Annotated in this window: 13 protein-coding genes and 1 riboswitch; of the genes, 12 read left to right on the top strand and 1 reads right to left on the bottom strand. The window is 40.5% G+C overall.

The window, feature by feature from the left end; genetic code table 11:
- Positions 1-45 precede the first annotated feature (45 nt).
- Positions 46-144: riboswitch (SAM riboswitch) on the top strand.
- 171 nt (positions 145-315) lie between these two features.
- The 7 genes from metK to QR40_RS06445 all read left to right on the top strand — a co-directional run bounded on the left by metK (position 316) and on the right by QR40_RS06445 (position 6711).
- Positions 316-1503 (top strand): methionine adenosyltransferase, encoded by a 1188-nt coding sequence (metK, locus tag QR40_RS06415; RefSeq protein WP_027295085.1) that lies wholly within the window; start codon positions 316-318, stop codon positions 1501-1503.
- Between the two features lie 102 nt (positions 1504-1605).
- Complete coding sequence (locus tag QR40_RS06420) at positions 1606-3099, top strand: sensor histidine kinase (RefSeq protein WP_044293937.1); 1494 nt, start codon at positions 1606-1608, stop codon at positions 3097-3099.
- Positions 3092-3781 (top strand): response regulator transcription factor, encoded by a 690-nt coding sequence (locus tag QR40_RS06425; protein ID WP_027295083.1) that lies wholly within the window; start codon positions 3092-3094, stop codon positions 3779-3781. Before QR40_RS06420 ends, QR40_RS06425 begins: the two co-directional genes overlap by 8 nt.
- 187 nt (positions 3782-3968) lie before the next feature.
- Positions 3969-4337 carry a GntR family transcriptional regulator gene (locus QR40_RS06430; RefSeq protein ID WP_027295082.1) on the top strand — a complete coding sequence of 123 codons (369 nt, stop codon included), beginning with the start codon at positions 3969-3971 and terminating at the stop codon, positions 4335-4337.
- On the top strand, positions 4334-5182 hold the full coding sequence (locus QR40_RS06435; protein WP_044293938.1) for an ATP-binding cassette domain-containing protein: 849 nt from the start codon (positions 4334-4336) through the stop codon (positions 5180-5182). The genes QR40_RS06430 and QR40_RS06435 overlap by 4 nt, the downstream gene beginning before the upstream one ends.
- 11 nt (positions 5183-5193) lie before the next feature.
- Positions 5194-5946 (top strand): hypothetical protein, encoded by a 753-nt coding sequence (locus tag QR40_RS06440; protein ID WP_027295080.1) that lies wholly within the window; start codon positions 5194-5196, stop codon positions 5944-5946.
- Between the two features lie 12 nt (positions 5947-5958).
- Positions 5959-6711 carry a hypothetical protein gene (locus QR40_RS06445; RefSeq protein WP_044293939.1) on the top strand — a complete coding sequence of 251 codons (753 nt, stop codon included), beginning with the start codon at positions 5959-5961 and terminating at the stop codon, positions 6709-6711.
- Positions 6712-6771: 60 nt separating this feature from the next.
- Here QR40_RS06445 and QR40_RS06450 read toward each other — a convergent pair whose 3' ends face one another.
- Positions 6772-7707 carry a calcium/sodium antiporter gene (locus QR40_RS06450; protein ID WP_027295078.1) on the bottom strand — a complete coding sequence of 312 codons (936 nt, stop codon included), beginning with the start codon at positions 7705-7707 and terminating at the stop codon, positions 6772-6774.
- 280 nt (positions 7708-7987) lie between these two features.
- Here QR40_RS06450 and QR40_RS06455 point away from each other — a divergent pair, with 280 nt between their 5' ends.
- From QR40_RS06455 to QR40_RS06475, 5 genes are all read left to right on the top strand, one after another.
- On the top strand, positions 7988-8662 hold the full coding sequence (locus QR40_RS06455; RefSeq protein WP_044293940.1) for an RluA family pseudouridine synthase: 675 nt from the start codon (positions 7988-7990) through the stop codon (positions 8660-8662).
- A gap of 104 nt (positions 8663-8766) precedes the next feature.
- Complete coding sequence (locus QR40_RS06460; RefSeq protein WP_027295076.1) at positions 8767-9816, top strand: AI-2E family transporter; 1050 nt, start codon at positions 8767-8769, stop codon at positions 9814-9816.
- 122 nt (positions 9817-9938) lie between these two features.
- Complete coding sequence (locus QR40_RS06465) at positions 9939-11543, top strand: response regulator (RefSeq protein ID WP_044293941.1); 1605 nt, start codon at positions 9939-9941, stop codon at positions 11541-11543.
- Between the two features lie 3 nt (positions 11544-11546).
- Positions 11547-13355: a sensor histidine kinase gene (locus QR40_RS06470; protein ID WP_044293942.1), complete on the top strand. Its 1809-nt coding sequence runs from the start codon at positions 11547-11549 to the stop codon at positions 13353-13355.
- Positions 13342-14328 (top strand): substrate-binding domain-containing protein, encoded by a 987-nt coding sequence (locus QR40_RS06475; RefSeq protein ID WP_044293944.1) that lies wholly within the window; start codon positions 13342-13344, stop codon positions 14326-14328. Before QR40_RS06470 ends, QR40_RS06475 begins: the two co-directional genes overlap by 14 nt.
- Positions 14329-14350: the final 22 nt, after the last annotated feature.

Consider the following 14350-nt stretch of genomic DNA (forward strand, 5'->3'; position numbering starts at 1 on the left):
TAAGCGTTATCGTAGTAGACGTAACAAAATTAAATATTATATTTTCTCTTATTCAGAGTGGTGGAGATACAAAGGATCTGTGAAACCACGGCAACCCCGTCAGAGGAAGGTGCCAACCTGAGCGAGTAATTCGAACAATAAGAGGATTTACTTATCATAATAGATAGGGGGTCCGCTTAGTGCGGACCTTTTTTAGTTTAAAAGCAGGAGCAGTTTTGTGAAGCGGGACATGTTCCCGGCCTCAAGTAAGCCTGCAGGATATGTTAAATCGATCTCGTGAGAAAATATAAATGCTCTTATCCAAAGGAGGATTCTATGGAAAAATTATTATTTACTTCTGAATCAGTAACAGAAGGACATCCGGACAAAATGTGCGACCAGATCTCTGATGCTATCTTAGATGCTCTGTTAGAGCAGGATCCCATGAGCCGTGTGGCGTGTGAGACTGCAACTACTACAGGCATGGTTCTGGTAATGGGAGAAATTTCTACAAATGCTTATGTGGATATCCAGAAAATTGTGCGTGATACGGTAAGAAACATTGGCTATACACGTGGAAAATATGGATTTGATGCGGAAACCTGCGGCGTTATCACAGCCATTGACGAGCAGTCTTCCGATATTGCCATGGGCGTTGACAAAGCGCTGGAAGCAAAGGAGAATACCATGACCGATGATGAAATTGAAGCAATCGGTGCAGGAGATCAGGGAATGATGTTCGGCTATGCGGTAAATGAAACGGAAGAATTAATGCCGTATCCAATTTCACTGGCACACAAATTAGCGCTGCAGCTTACAAAAGTTCGTAAAGACGGCACACTTTCTTACCTGAGACCGGACGGAAAGACTCAGGTCAGTGTAGAATATGATGAAAATGGCAAGCCATCCAGACTGGATGCAGTTGTTCTGTCTACACAGCATGATCCGGATGTAACACAGGAGCAGATTCATGAGGATATTAAGAAATATGTATTTGATGTAATTCTGCCTGCTGAAATGGTAGATGAGAATACGAAATTTTTTATCAATCCAACCGGACGTTTTGTAATCGGCGGACCACATGGAGACAGCGGTCTTACCGGACGTAAGATTATTGTAGATACTTATGGCGGATATGCAAGACACGGCGGCGGAGCATTTTCAGGAAAAGACTGCACCAAGGTAGACCGTTCTGCAGCATATGCAGCACGTTATGTGGCAAAAAATATTGTGGCCGCAGGACTGGCTGAAAAATGTGAGATTCAGTTATCTTATGCAATCGGAGTTGCAAAACCCACCTCTGTCATGATCGATACCTTTGGAACCGGCAAATTATCAGACGAGAAGATTACGGAAATCGTAAGAGAGAATTTTGACCTTCGTCCTGCCGGAATTATAAAGATGCTTGATCTTCGCCGCCCGATCTATAAGCAGACTGCTGCTTACGGACATTTCGGCAGAAATGATCTGGATCTGCCCTGGGAGAAGCTGGATAAAGTCGAAATTCTTAAGAAGTACTTGTAAATTTATGAAAAATTTATAAAAGTCCTTGTTTGTTTAGATGTAAATATGGCTCCTTTATGCTATACTGAAAAGAGAACGGTATAACATAAAGGAGTTTTTGCTATGAAATTAAAAACAAGGCTTATCATAGCCTTTTTTGTAATTATATGTGTCCCGCTTCTGTTAACAGGCGTAGCTCTGTTGGGTTTCAGTCAGTACCAGTTAAAATCCATAGAAGATAAATATGGAATCGACAATGTTTCCTATGACGCATTTTCTAATTCAGTACAGATGCTGAGCATAACCACGAAGCGTATTTTTGAGGAGATGAAGAAGGAAGCCGACAAAGATCCGGATCAGTTTCTGGATGTGGATTATCTGTGTACGATTAATGATAAATTGCAGGACAAGAATTCTTATCTCATTGTGCGCAAAGGAAGTTCCCAGTATTATTCGGGTACCTCTGAAAATAATGCACAGCTTTTTAAAGAACTGCCGGGACCCAATATTTATACAACGTCTGCTGACAGCGGAACGTATATCGGAAAAGATGTAAGGGCATTTGTAAAGCAGATTGATGTTACATTTTCGGATGAAACAGCAGGAAGCATTTTCATTATAACCAGTATGGATAATATGCTGCCGCAGATGAAGTCACTGCTTCGGGATATGTTTATTACAATTGTTGTAATCCTGATTTTAACCGCAGGTCTTTTGAGTACCTGGATTTATTCGGGAATCAGTACACCGCTTCGAAAGCTTCGTGCAGCTACCCAGAATATCAAAGAAGGCAATCTGGACTTTACATTAGTAGCTGAAGGTGAAGATGAGATCAGCGAGTTGTGCCAGGATTTTGAAGAGATGAGGAAGCGGCTGAAGGAATCTGCCGAAGAAAAAGTAGAGTACGACAGGGAAAATAAGGAATTGATCAGCAATATTTCCCATGACCTGAAGACTCCGATTACGGCTGTGAAAGGCTATGTAGAAGGAATTATGGATGGTGTGGCGGATACTCCTGAGAAGATGAATAAATATATCCGTACGATTTATAATAAGGCTAATGATATGGACCGTTTGATTAATGAATTGACATTTTATTCGAAGATCGATACGAACCGTATTCCATATACATTTAGTAAAATTAACGTATCCAGTTACTTTGATGACTGCTTTGAAGAGGTTGGTCTGGATCTGGAATCTAAGAATATTGAGTTTTCTTATTTTAATTATGCAGATGAAGAAACCTGGATTATCGCTGATGCAGAACAGCTGAAGCGGGTAATTAATAATATTATAGGAAATTCCGTAAAGTATTTAGATAAGCCTAAGGGTTATATCAATATCCGGGTTAAGGATGTAGGCGACTTCATTCAAGTGGAAATTGAGGACAACGGAAAAGGAATTGCACCGAAAGATCTGCCGCTTATCTTTGACCGGTTCTACCGTACAGATGCATCCAGAAATTCTGCCCAGGGCGGAAGCGGAATCGGATTGTCCATTGTTAAGAAGATTATAGAAGATCACGGCGGTAAAATTTGGGCAAGCAGTAAAATGGGAACAGGCACAGTTATGTATTTTGTGCTTAGAAAATATCAGGAGGTACCTGTCAATGAGTAAGATATTGATTATTGAAGATGAGGAAAGTATCGCAGATCTGGAAAAAGATTATCTGGAACTGAGCGGTTTTGAGGTAGAAATTGAAAATCGTGGGGATATTGGACTTAAGAGAGCATTAGAAGAAGAATTTGATTTATTTATCCTGGATTTGATGCTTCCGGGAGTAGACGGATTTGAAATCTGTAAATCCATCCGGGACAAGAAGAACACACCGATTCTTATGGTTTCGGCGAAAAAGGATGATATCGATAAAATCCGCGGTCTTGGACTGGGAGCAGATGATTATATGACAAAGCCCTTCAGCCCCAGTGAGCTGGTAGCAAGAGTGAAGGCACATATGGCACGTTACGACAGATTAATCAGCAGTAATGTCCAGACAAATGATATTGTTGAGATTCGCGGTATTAAGATAGACAAGACGGCCAGAAGAGTCTGGATTAATGGAGAAGAGAAGACATTTACAACAAAAGAATTTGATTTATTAACGTTCCTGGCAGAACACCCGAACCACGTATTTACTAAAGAAGAGTTATTCAGCGAGATATGGGATATGGAATCTATCGGTGATATTGCAACCGTAACGGTGCATATTAAGAAGATTCGTGAGAAGATTGAGTTCAACACGGCGAAGCCTCAGTATATAGAGACGATCTGGGGTGTAGGGTACCGGTTTAAGATATAAAAACTGTTCAAAATTGAAAAGAATTATAGTGAGAGCTGTCCTGATTATAAATTGGGACAGTTTTTTTGTGTTGGGAAAATTATCTTAATTTTTCTATTTAAGGAGTTGACATAAACAAAAAAGTATGCTTTAATACACATATAGTTAATTAGTCAAGTAACTAACCAACAAACAAGAGGTGGTTTTCATGAAATTAAACTTTGAGGATGAAAAACCTATTTTTATGCAGATAGCGGAGGGCGTTGAAGATGCGATTCTGACAGAGGCTTTTCAGGAAGAGGGACAGATCCCCTCAATTACGGAATTTTCAGTAACTTATAAGATCAATCCGGCAACCGCCCTGAAGGGAATCAATATGCTGGTTGAGGAAGGCATTGTTTATAAAAAGAGAGGTGTAGGTATGTTTGTAGCAGTGGGAGCGGTAGAGAAGCTGAGACAAAAGAGGAAAGATCAGTTCTTTGAGCACTATATCAGTGGAATGATTGAGGAAGCAAAGCGATTGAACATTTCAGATGAAGAATTATTAGGGATGATAGAAAGGGGATTTAGGAAATGACAGGGATTGAAGTAGTAAATATCAGTAAAAGGTTTAAAGACACCGTGGCACTTGATCATGTGAATCTCCTTTTTGAGGAAGAAAAGATCTATGGACTGCTTGGAAGGAATGGTGCGGGTAAGTCTACATTGCTTAATATTATCAGTAACCGTATTTTTCCGGATGAGGGGCAGGTTCTTATGAATGGAGTACCGGTGAGGGAAAATGATCAGGCATTGGAACAGATTTATCTGATGAGTGAAAAAACATTATATCCGGAATCTATGAAAATTAAAGAAGTTTTCAAATGGAGTAAGGAATTCTACAAAAATTTTGATACGGATTTTGCAATGAATATGGCAGAGCAGTTCCGGTTAGATGTGAAAAAGAAGGTCAAAGGATTATCAACGGGGTATACTTCCATTTTTAAAAATATTATTGCATTATCGGTAAATGTACCTTTTGTTTTCCTGGATGAACCGGTATTGGGACTGGATGCAAATCACAGGGAACTGTTCTATAAGATTTTAATTGAAAAATATAGTGAGAATCCTTTTGCTGCAGTGATATCCACACATTTAATAGAAGAAGTTTCCAGCGTGATAGAGGATATTGTAATTATTAAAAACGGTCAGGTAATCCGATTGGAAACACGGGAAGAGCTTCTTAGCAGAGGCTATACGGTTTCCGGAAATGGAGCGCTTGTGGATACGTATATAAGAGGAAAAGAAGTAATTGGTACAGATGTTTTGGGAGGCTTGAAAACTGCGTATATCATTGGCAGACCGGATCGTGCTAATCTGCCGAAAGGATTGGAGATAACCGGGTTAGATCTGCAAAAATTATTTATCCAGTTGACAAATTAGGGGGAAAGATTATGAAACTGAAGTCGGTATATAAATATCAGATGAGAGAGTACGTTAGTGCCGGAACAGGCTACGCTGCTGTAGTGCTGTCGCTGATTATCTTTTTCAGCGGGTTAGTAATATTTGGGCAGATTGATGCCGGCGGTTCTTTTTCCGGATTAGAATTTGGAAGCATTATATTTGGATTTGTAATGGGATGTTCCTGTTTCCAGGAGGGATTTTTACTTATGATGCAAAATGGAGTTTCCAGAAAGACAATTGTTTTCAGCAGAATTTTAACCATAATAACCAGCAGCATTGCGCTTGCTGTATTAAATGAGCTGATTACGCTGGTCTGCAGGATATTTGTACATTTCAATAAAAACATTATATTTGAAATCAATATTCTCCAGGTTATGTATCCTCAAATGCTGGGTGAAATGGAATCCCTGCCGTTATTCCTGATAAATATTCTGTTTTGGAGCCTGGCGCTTATGATGGCTACGCTGCTTGGATATTGTGTCAGTTCCTTACTGTATCATCTGTCAAGAACAACAAAGATTATTTTAGGAGTAGCCCTCTCTGTATTTGCTGTGGTTTTACTTCCAATTATAGATGTATTATTGGTTAAAGGGATCTATAAGAAATTACTGGACTTTTTCTTAATGGTAATGGGACAGAAAAGCCAGAATCCGTTTATTGCAGTGATTACATTTCTGGTAAGTACGGTAATTCTGGGAGGAATCAGCTATTTGTTAGTAATTCGTGCCCAGGTGCAGAAATAGAGGGAGAAAAATATGAGGTTAAAATCAGTTTTTAAATATCAGTTTCGGGATTACAAAATTTCCTATGTATTATTTTTTGGGATTTTACTGTTTCTGGAATTAGCAAACCTTGTTGGAATTAAGATAAGTGGCATGGAAGATAAGGGAATTTATTTCCGCAACGAATCAATGGTAGTATTGGCCGGGTTTATTATGGGAGCAAATTCATTTCGGGAAAACTTCCAAATGCTGATGCAAAACAATGTCAGCCGTAAAATGATAGCGGCAGGAAGAATTTTAAATACACTGTTAAGCGGGATTGTTCTGGCGGTTATTTGCAGACTGGTTTCCCTGGTTTATGAACTGGCAGCATTGGGAGACGGTAATCTGCGGGCAGGAAATATCTTTGGCAAAATATACCCATCCTTTTGGGAGCAGGCAGGTGGATTGGAGAAGCTGGGGGTGGAACTTCTGTTCTGGTCAGGCTTTGTCATTCTATTTACGATGATAGGATATTTCTTCGGAGCGTTGTATTATAATCTGGGTAAGATTCAAAAGATGGTAATCAGCATTGGAGTTCCGGTAATCTTACTGATTGTGTTGCCGATCGTAGACCTGTATGCTGCAGGCGGCAGAATCGCAAAGTTCTTTTTGGGGATGCTTGCCCTTTTGTTAGGAGGCACGGGGGGTAATCCTGCATGGTCCTTCCTGAGTACTTTGACCGGTTCAGTAATATTTGGCGGTATTGCAGTACTGATTGTATTAAAATCTCCGGTGCAAAAATAAAAAAGAGACGCTATAACCAGTTCTTTTATTGGTTGTAAGCGTCCCTTTTCTTTTAGAAGTCTATCTTAAAATAATAAATCCCATAAATGCAGCATAGCCCAATAGCATGATCCACCCTTCCATACGATTCAGTATCTTGCTTTGCAATGCAAATATAAATACGGCAATGCTGGCAACGATCAGAATCATGATATCGTAAATAGAAAACAGATTGACTGCAACCGGATGGAGCGCTGAAGATGCGCCTAAAACCAGAAGGATGTTAAAGATGTTAGATCCTACCACATTTCCAAGTGCAATGTCGTTTTCTCCTTTTCGGGAAGCAACGATGGAGGTTACCAGTTCGGGCAGAGAGGTACCAAGGGCTACAATCGTAAGGCCGATCAGTGTCTGACTGAGCCCAAAAGATTCAGCTATGGAAACGGCACTGTTAACTACCAGATCCCCTCCGATTACTATGGCAGCCAAACCGCCGATGATGCAGATGCCGCTTAAGAGCGGGGATAACTGCTTGATACCGTCAGTAGAGTCTGCCTGAATTTCATTTCGGCTTTTTAGTGCACTTTTAACGGTGAACACCAGGAAGAGCACAAAGAAAGCAAGTAATATCCAACCGTCGATCTGGCCTACTTCATGGTCCAGAGACAGCAGAAGCAATACCGCGGTAATCACGATGGAGAAGGGAAATTCGCGTTTTAAAACGGAAGGTGTAATACCCATGGGCTTGATAGCAGCGCATATGCCCACTACAACCAGCAGATTAAAAATATTAGAACCAATAACATTACTTAGTGCCAGTTCATTTTGAGCCTCGATGGCAGCGGTGATACTCACGGAAGCTTCCGGCATGCTTGTACCAAATGCAACAACAGTAAGTCCGATGATGACACTGGGGATACGGAGAAGTCTTGCAATATTGGAGCTGCCTTCAACGAAGTAGTCGGCACCTTTTATCAGCAGTACAAATCCTATGATTAGCAGAACATAAGTTAACATTTTTTTCCTCCTTAAATGACCTGTTGTCATCATACTGAATTACCAGAAATTTGTCAAATTATTTTATATAATTTGTCAATAAATAGCAGGGTATCGGTTGTATGAAATAATTATTACCAACTATTGCAAAGAATTATGATCAATGTTATTATTTCCTATATTAAGCAAAAAACAACTGGAAAAATATTTACAGTAAAGGTGTTGTGTAATCAGTCAGAAAGTCAGACCCATACCGGCTTTTATTATTAAAAAATAAAATATGCGAAAGAGGTAATCCTATATGTTAAATATAATCTATGAAGACGGCCAGGTTTTGGTCTGTGAAAAGCCGTCCGGTGTAGCGGTACAAAGCGCGGGAATTGGCACTATGGATCTGGAAAGCAGAATAAAAAATTATCTGAGTACAGAAAATAGTGGAAATGGCGAGCCTTATCTGGGAGTTATCCACAGGCTGGATCAGCCGGTTGGTGGCGTACTGGTATTTGCGAAAACGCCGATGGCTGCTGCGGATTTAAGTAAACAGGCAGGTAATGGGGAGATGGATAAAAGGTATCAGGCTGTAGTATGTGGAAAACTTCCCCAAATCCAGGGAGTGCTTGTGGATTATCTGTTTAAAGACGGTAAAACCAATACGTCCAGAATTGTAAAAAAGGAACAAAAAGGTGCCAAAAGGGCGGAATTACATTATCAGGTTCTGGAAGAAAAAGAAGGCTTGTCACTATTGGAAATTCACCTGATTACCGGGCGTCATCATCAGATCCGTGTGCAGCTGGCTGGTGCAGGAACACCTTTGTATGGAGATAAAAAATATAATCCCAAAACAGCAGGTGACCAGAGAACAACTATCGGTTTATACGCCTGTAAGTTAAGCTTTTTACATCCAAAAACAAAAAAACAGATGGCTTTTTCCTGTGAACCCAAAGGTGATGCTTTTTCAATATTCACGTCCAGATAAAAACATGGCGGATATTGCCATTTGTACCAGATGTCTGTCTTCTAATAATGAATAATCAAAATGAATCTGCACATCCTATTCTTACAATATAGGAGGGCGAAAGGATGGGCAGAGCAGAGAAATATAAAGAAGTACTTATCGTAATAGGGATTGCAATTGCAGTATTCGTTGGAATGAAATACCTGCTGCCATTTGTAGCCCCTTTTTTTATTGCGTATATTATCGTGCGGATACTGAATCCATTTGTAAAGCGGCTGCAGCGCAGGATAAAAATAAAGAAAGAATGGCTTGCGGCTGTGGTACTGGGATTCTTTTCAATTTTACTGATTGGCGGACTGTATTATCTGACAATCCAGCTGTTTGCGCAGATTAAAGCCATAGTATCCAATCTGGACAGTTATGAAAAAGAATTCAGACTGATACTTGGAAACTGCTGTTCTGCGATGGAGCAGACGCTGGGGATTCAGGCAGAAGCCATTGAAGATTTTGTATATCAGAATATTCAGGTTATGACAGACCGTCTCCAGGTATATATTGTGCCGGATATGTTTAATTATTCACTGCAGTATCTGCTTGGTTTTGTGAAAGCGGCAGGATTATTTTTTGCATTATTTGTATCTGTACTGCTTTTATTAAAGGATTATGACGAAATACATGATAAACTTAAAAAGTTTGAATTATACCGCAGAACAGCTACCGTTTTGAATCGGCTTTGGGGACTTGGCGGAGCCTACTTTAAAGCACAGCTCATTATTATGAGTATCGTTTCTGTTATCTGTGTTGCAGGACTTTGGGTGATTCGGTACCCCTATGCCCTGTTGGTTGGATTGCTGATCGGCGTATCGGATGCACTTCCATTTATCGGAACCGGAACGATACTGATACCCTGGGCGTTGGTATGTGCTCTGCAAGGTGATTTTGTACACGCTGCAGCATATGCCACGTTGTTCTTTGTTGCAAATACTACCAGAGAATTTCTGGAGCCTAAGATGATTGGAAAAAAACTTGGTGTTTATCCCATTGTAATTGCAGTTGCAGTGTATGCAGGAATCTGTATTTACGGGGTTGCCGGGGTAATTCTTGGACCATTGACTTTGCTGGCTATTGTGGAGATTTACAAAGAGATTAAGAGAGGGGAAGTAATGGAAGAGTAGATTTTACCTGTTTACCAATGGTTATCCATGTCTAACACAGCATCATTGACAATTCTATTGTATTTCTATATCATATAAGATAGAATAATAAAGAATTAAAATAAATGTTCAGGGAGGCAGATATGTACAAGGTATTATTAGTTGATGATGAAGCCCTCATTCGAGAGGCTATCAGTGAAAATACAAGGTGGAATGAATTGGGTTATGAATTGGTCGGTGCTTGCAAAAATGGGAAAGAGGCAATGGACATGATCATACAGAATCCACCGGATCTCCTTCTTACGGATATCTGTATGCCGCATGTGGACGGCATGGAGCTGACAAAGTTTGTATATGAACAGTATAAAGATACTAAAGTAGTGATTATCAGCGGGTATGATGAATTTGAATATGCAAAAAAGGCTGTAAAATATCAGGTTGTAGAATATATACTGAAGCCGATAACCGCTTTTGAACTTTCTGAAACACTGCTGAAGGTAAAAGAAGCTCTGGATGCAGAACAGCTGAAAAAACAGAATATGAAGAAAATACGTGGAGCCTATATCAGCAACCTCCCGTTGATGCGCGGGCGCTTTTTAATTGGACTTTTGCAGGGAAATGTGAATGAAGAGACAATTCAGGACAAGCTCATGGATTATCAGATCCAGTTAAGCGGCAGCCATTTTATGGCAGCAATGGTTCTGGGGGATGATCTTTCTCCGTTTTTGAACCAGGAAGCGGATACGAAGACCGATCTGGCGTATTTTGCTATTTATAATATAACGGCTGAGATTATGGCATCGTATGGTGCCGGAGTAACATTCCAGGCATTTGAAGAAAAAACCGTAATGATCTTTGCGGGGGATGAAAATCTGGAAGAGAAGGCATTGCGTGTCTGCGAAGAGATACAGGAGGCAATATTAAAATTCTTAAAAATTGAATCTACCATCGGTCTTGGCAGGGTGGTAAATTCTTTGTCTCTGGTCTACAGTTCCTTTAATGATACGAAAAAGTCAATGGAATACCGTTTCCTACTGGGTGGAAATCAGGTGATTTATGCCAAGAATCTAAGGGACAGCCAGGAAAGCCAGAATGTGGACGTCTCAAAGTGGGCAAATCAGATTGTACTGGCGATTAAAACCAACAATGAACATGAAATACGAAAATACGTACTGGGATTTGTACAGTCATTAAGAGATGCATATGTGACAAAAAACAGAAGTATTTTCTACGTACAGAACATGGTGCTGTCCATTATGAATGAACTGGATGCTTCTACATTAAGCGAAAGCGAGATCTTTATAGAAGAAAGAGAACTGTTGAATTCCATCTATGAAAAGGAACATCTGACGGATATAGCGGAAGATTTAATTCAGTTTGGCAAGACTCTGTCCCACAGTATGAAAGACCAAAAGGACAGCTACTGTAAGAAACAGGCACTGCAGGCGCTGGATTACATAGACAAGAATTATGGTGATTCTAAGATCTCCCTGAATTCCGTTTGCCTGCATCTGGCGATGAGTACCAGTTATTTCAGCTCTATTTTTAAAAATTATACCGGGGAGACCTTTATTGAGGCGTTGACTAAGAAGCGGATTGAGAAGGCAAAGTCTCTGATTGAAAATACAGCAAAGAAAACTTATGAAATCGCAGAAGATGTGGGATATAGTGATCCTCATTACTTCAGTATCACATTTAAAAAGATAACGGGGATGACTCCTACAGAATATGCAAAAAAGATGAGGTAATTTATGGATAAGAAAAAAAGGGGTGAGGCAGTACGGTTTCTATTTCACTTTAAAAGTATACGTAATTCGATGTTGTTTTCCTTTACGCTTGTGGTTGTGCTTGCGTTGCTGATATTCCTTCTTTTCTCTTTGAATTACACGGAAGAAACAGTTCTGGACAATTCAAAGGATTATACTAAGCAGTTGGTGGAGCAGGTAAATTCAAATATTGATTCATATATTAGCTATATGGAATCCATCTCCCAGATGGTAACGGACCATTCCGATGTTGTGGACTATCTCTTTGGAGACGGCAGTACTGGGGAATCCTTAAAGCTTCGTCTGCTGGAACAGTTTAAGACCGTTCTGGATACCAGGGAAGATATCTATAATATAGCTGTTATCGCAGATAATGGGAAGATGGTGCTGAACCGTGGAGTAGCGACACTCAATCCCAGTGGGGATATCCCAAATAAGCCCTGGTATTTGAATACGATTAAAGCAAATGGGGCTGCTGTAGTATCCGGTTCCCATGTGCAGAATGCATTTAAAGATAAATACCAGTGGGTAGTTACCTTAAGCAAAGGATTGATTAATCCGGCTACTAATAAAATTGAAGGGATTTTCTTTATTGATTTGAATTACAGTGCCATCAAAAGTCTGTGTGAAAAAATCGAGCTGGGTAATAAAGGATATATGTTTATTCTGGATAAAGACGGAAGCATCATTTATCATCCCCAGCAGCAATTGCTGAACAGTGGTTTGAAAGTAGAAGCAATAGACCGTGTTCTGGCGCAGGAAAATGGCAGCTTCATTACAGATGAAGGTAATGGCAGTAAATTATATACGGTCAGTACTTCCAGGGAAACCGGTTGGACCATAGCAGGTGTTTCTTACATAGGAGAGCTGATCAAGAACAAAGACGAAATGCAGATATTTTATCTGGTAATAGCTTCCGGGCTGTTTGCTTTGGCCATGATACTCGCGGTTGTGTTGTCGAAAGAAATTACAAAGCCTATTAAGGATCTCAAGGATTCCATGAAAGAAGTAGAGCGGGGAAATTTCCAAAATGCAGCATTTGTCAGCAAAGGGGAAAATGAGGTGGCAAGCCTTGGCAAATCATTTAATATTATGACAGGAAAGATACAGAACCTGATGGAGGAAAATGTACGGGAACAGAAGGAAAAGAGGAAAAGTGAGCTAAAGGTACTGCAATCCCAGATCAATCCGCATTTTCTATACAATACCCTGGATTCCATTATCTGGATGTCTGAGGGAGGGAAAAACCGTGAGGTAGTGCAGATGACATCGTCTTTGGCAAAACTATTGCGCCAGAGTATCAGTAATGAGGATGAAATTGTTACCATTGCAAAAGAGCTGGGATACACCCGGGAGTATCTCACAATTCAGAAAATGCGTTACCGTGACCAGCTGGAATTTGAGATAGACGTTCCTGCCCGGATTCAGAGAAAGAGTATCGTAAAGCTGGTGATTCAGCCTATTGTTGAAAATGCAATTTATCATGGTATCAAATATAAAGAAACAAAAGGAATGATCTATATCACCGGAGAAATGACAAAAGAAAAAATCATCCTTTGCATTCGGGATAATGGAGTGGGAATGGAACAAGAAGTGCTGGACCACGTTCTGGAAAACAAACGTCCGGACGAAGTATCTAATAAAGTTGGGGTCTATAATGTCCACAACCGTCTGCAGCTGTATTACGGTAAGGAATATGGTCTGGCTTATGAGAGCACGCCGGGTATTGGTACAAGCGTATACGTAACGATACCAAATGATGAAATGGAGGAAGATGCGTATGACGAAGAGTAAAAAATCCATCCTTGTCATCCTGGCAGTGGGGGCAGTGCTCCTATTCACGGGCTGGGCGCTGATTGGACACTGGCAGGGGAAGACCAGCCCGGTTAAGATAGTGTTTATCCCTAAAATTGTGGATGATTCGGATTTTTGGGGATCGCTTACAGAAGGTGCCCAGGTGGCGGCGAAGGAATATGATGCGAATATGACCATTACCGGAGCAGATTCTGAAAATGACTATATCAAACAAAGGGAGCTGCTGCTTCAGGCGGCAGAGGACAGGCCGGACGTTATCATGATTGCCCCCAGCAGTTTTACGGATATAACGGATGCAATTAAACAGACACTTGAGATGGGAATAAAGGTTGTGCTTGTGGATTCCTCTATCGACCAGGAACTGGGTTTAACCCTGGTGGCAACCGACAATTTCCAGGCAGGACAGAAAATGGGAGATTTTATAAAAAAGAATCTGCCGGATAGTGACCCAGTGATCGGCATTGTGGCCCATGTAAAAGGTTCTTCCACCGCCATGGAGCGAGAGCATGGATTGCGGGACGGACTGGGAGAATACGAAGAAAATATTGTAGATACGGTATTTTGTAATTCCAATTACCAGAAGGCATATGAGGTTACAAAAGAAATGCTGGAAAAAAATCCTGGTATTAATGTCATAGCAGGATTAAACGAATATTCTGCGGTAGGAGCTGCCCGTGCGGTGAAAGACCTGGGTCTGGAAGGAAAGATTACTATGGTTGGATTCGACAGTTCTATAGAAGAAATTCAATTGCTGGAAGAAGGCGTCTTCAAGGGGATTATCATTCAAAAGCCCTTTAATATGGGCTATCTTGGTGTACAGAAGGCAGTGGAAATTGCCCATGGAACCGTCGTAGAGAAAGATGTGAATTCCGGATCGGAATTAATTACGAAAGATAATATGTATACTGAAGAAAATCAGAAATTGCTGTTTCATTTTCGGGAATCTAACTAGTATTACAGTGTACAATTTCATC

This window comes from Robinsoniella peoriensis (assembly GCF_000797495.1).
In the GTDB taxonomy this organism is placed as follows: domain Bacteria; phylum Bacillota; class Clostridia; order Lachnospirales; family Lachnospiraceae; genus Robinsoniella; species Robinsoniella peoriensis.

Bases quoted from the DNA above. Each gene is read 5' to 3' on its own strand.
- metK (WP_027295085.1), top strand. From the start codon at position 316: ATGGAAAAATTATTATTTACTTCTGAATCAGTAACAGAAGGACATCCG.
- QR40_RS06420 (WP_044293937.1), top strand. From the start codon at position 1,606: ATGAAATTAAAAACAAGGCTTATCATAGCCTTTTTTGTAATTATATGT.
- QR40_RS06425 (WP_027295083.1), top strand. From the start codon at position 3,092: ATGAGTAAGATATTGATTATTGAAGATGAGGAAAGTATCGCAGATCTG.
- QR40_RS06430 (WP_027295082.1), top strand. From the start codon at position 3,969: ATGAAATTAAACTTTGAGGATGAAAAACCTATTTTTATGCAGATAGCG.
- QR40_RS06435 (WP_044293938.1), top strand. From the start codon at position 4,334: ATGACAGGGATTGAAGTAGTAAATATCAGTAAAAGGTTTAAAGACACC.
- QR40_RS06440 (WP_027295080.1), top strand. From the start codon at position 5,194: ATGAAACTGAAGTCGGTATATAAATATCAGATGAGAGAGTACGTTAGT.
- QR40_RS06445 (WP_044293939.1), top strand. From the start codon at position 5,959: ATGAGGTTAAAATCAGTTTTTAAATATCAGTTTCGGGATTACAAAATT.
- QR40_RS06450 (WP_027295078.1), bottom strand. From the start codon at position 7,707: ATGTTAACTTATGTTCTGCTAATCATAGGATTTGTACTGCTGATAAAA.
- QR40_RS06455 (WP_044293940.1), top strand. From the start codon at position 7,988: ATGTTAAATATAATCTATGAAGACGGCCAGGTTTTGGTCTGTGAAAAG.
- QR40_RS06460 (WP_027295076.1), top strand. From the start codon at position 8,767: ATGGGCAGAGCAGAGAAATATAAAGAAGTACTTATCGTAATAGGGATT.
- QR40_RS06465 (WP_044293941.1), top strand. From the start codon at position 9,939: ATGTACAAGGTATTATTAGTTGATGATGAAGCCCTCATTCGAGAGGCT.
- QR40_RS06470 (WP_044293942.1), top strand. From the start codon at position 11,547: ATGGATAAGAAAAAAAGGGGTGAGGCAGTACGGTTTCTATTTCACTTT.
- QR40_RS06475 (WP_044293944.1), top strand. From the start codon at position 13,342: ATGACGAAGAGTAAAAAATCCATCCTTGTCATCCTGGCAGTGGGGGCA.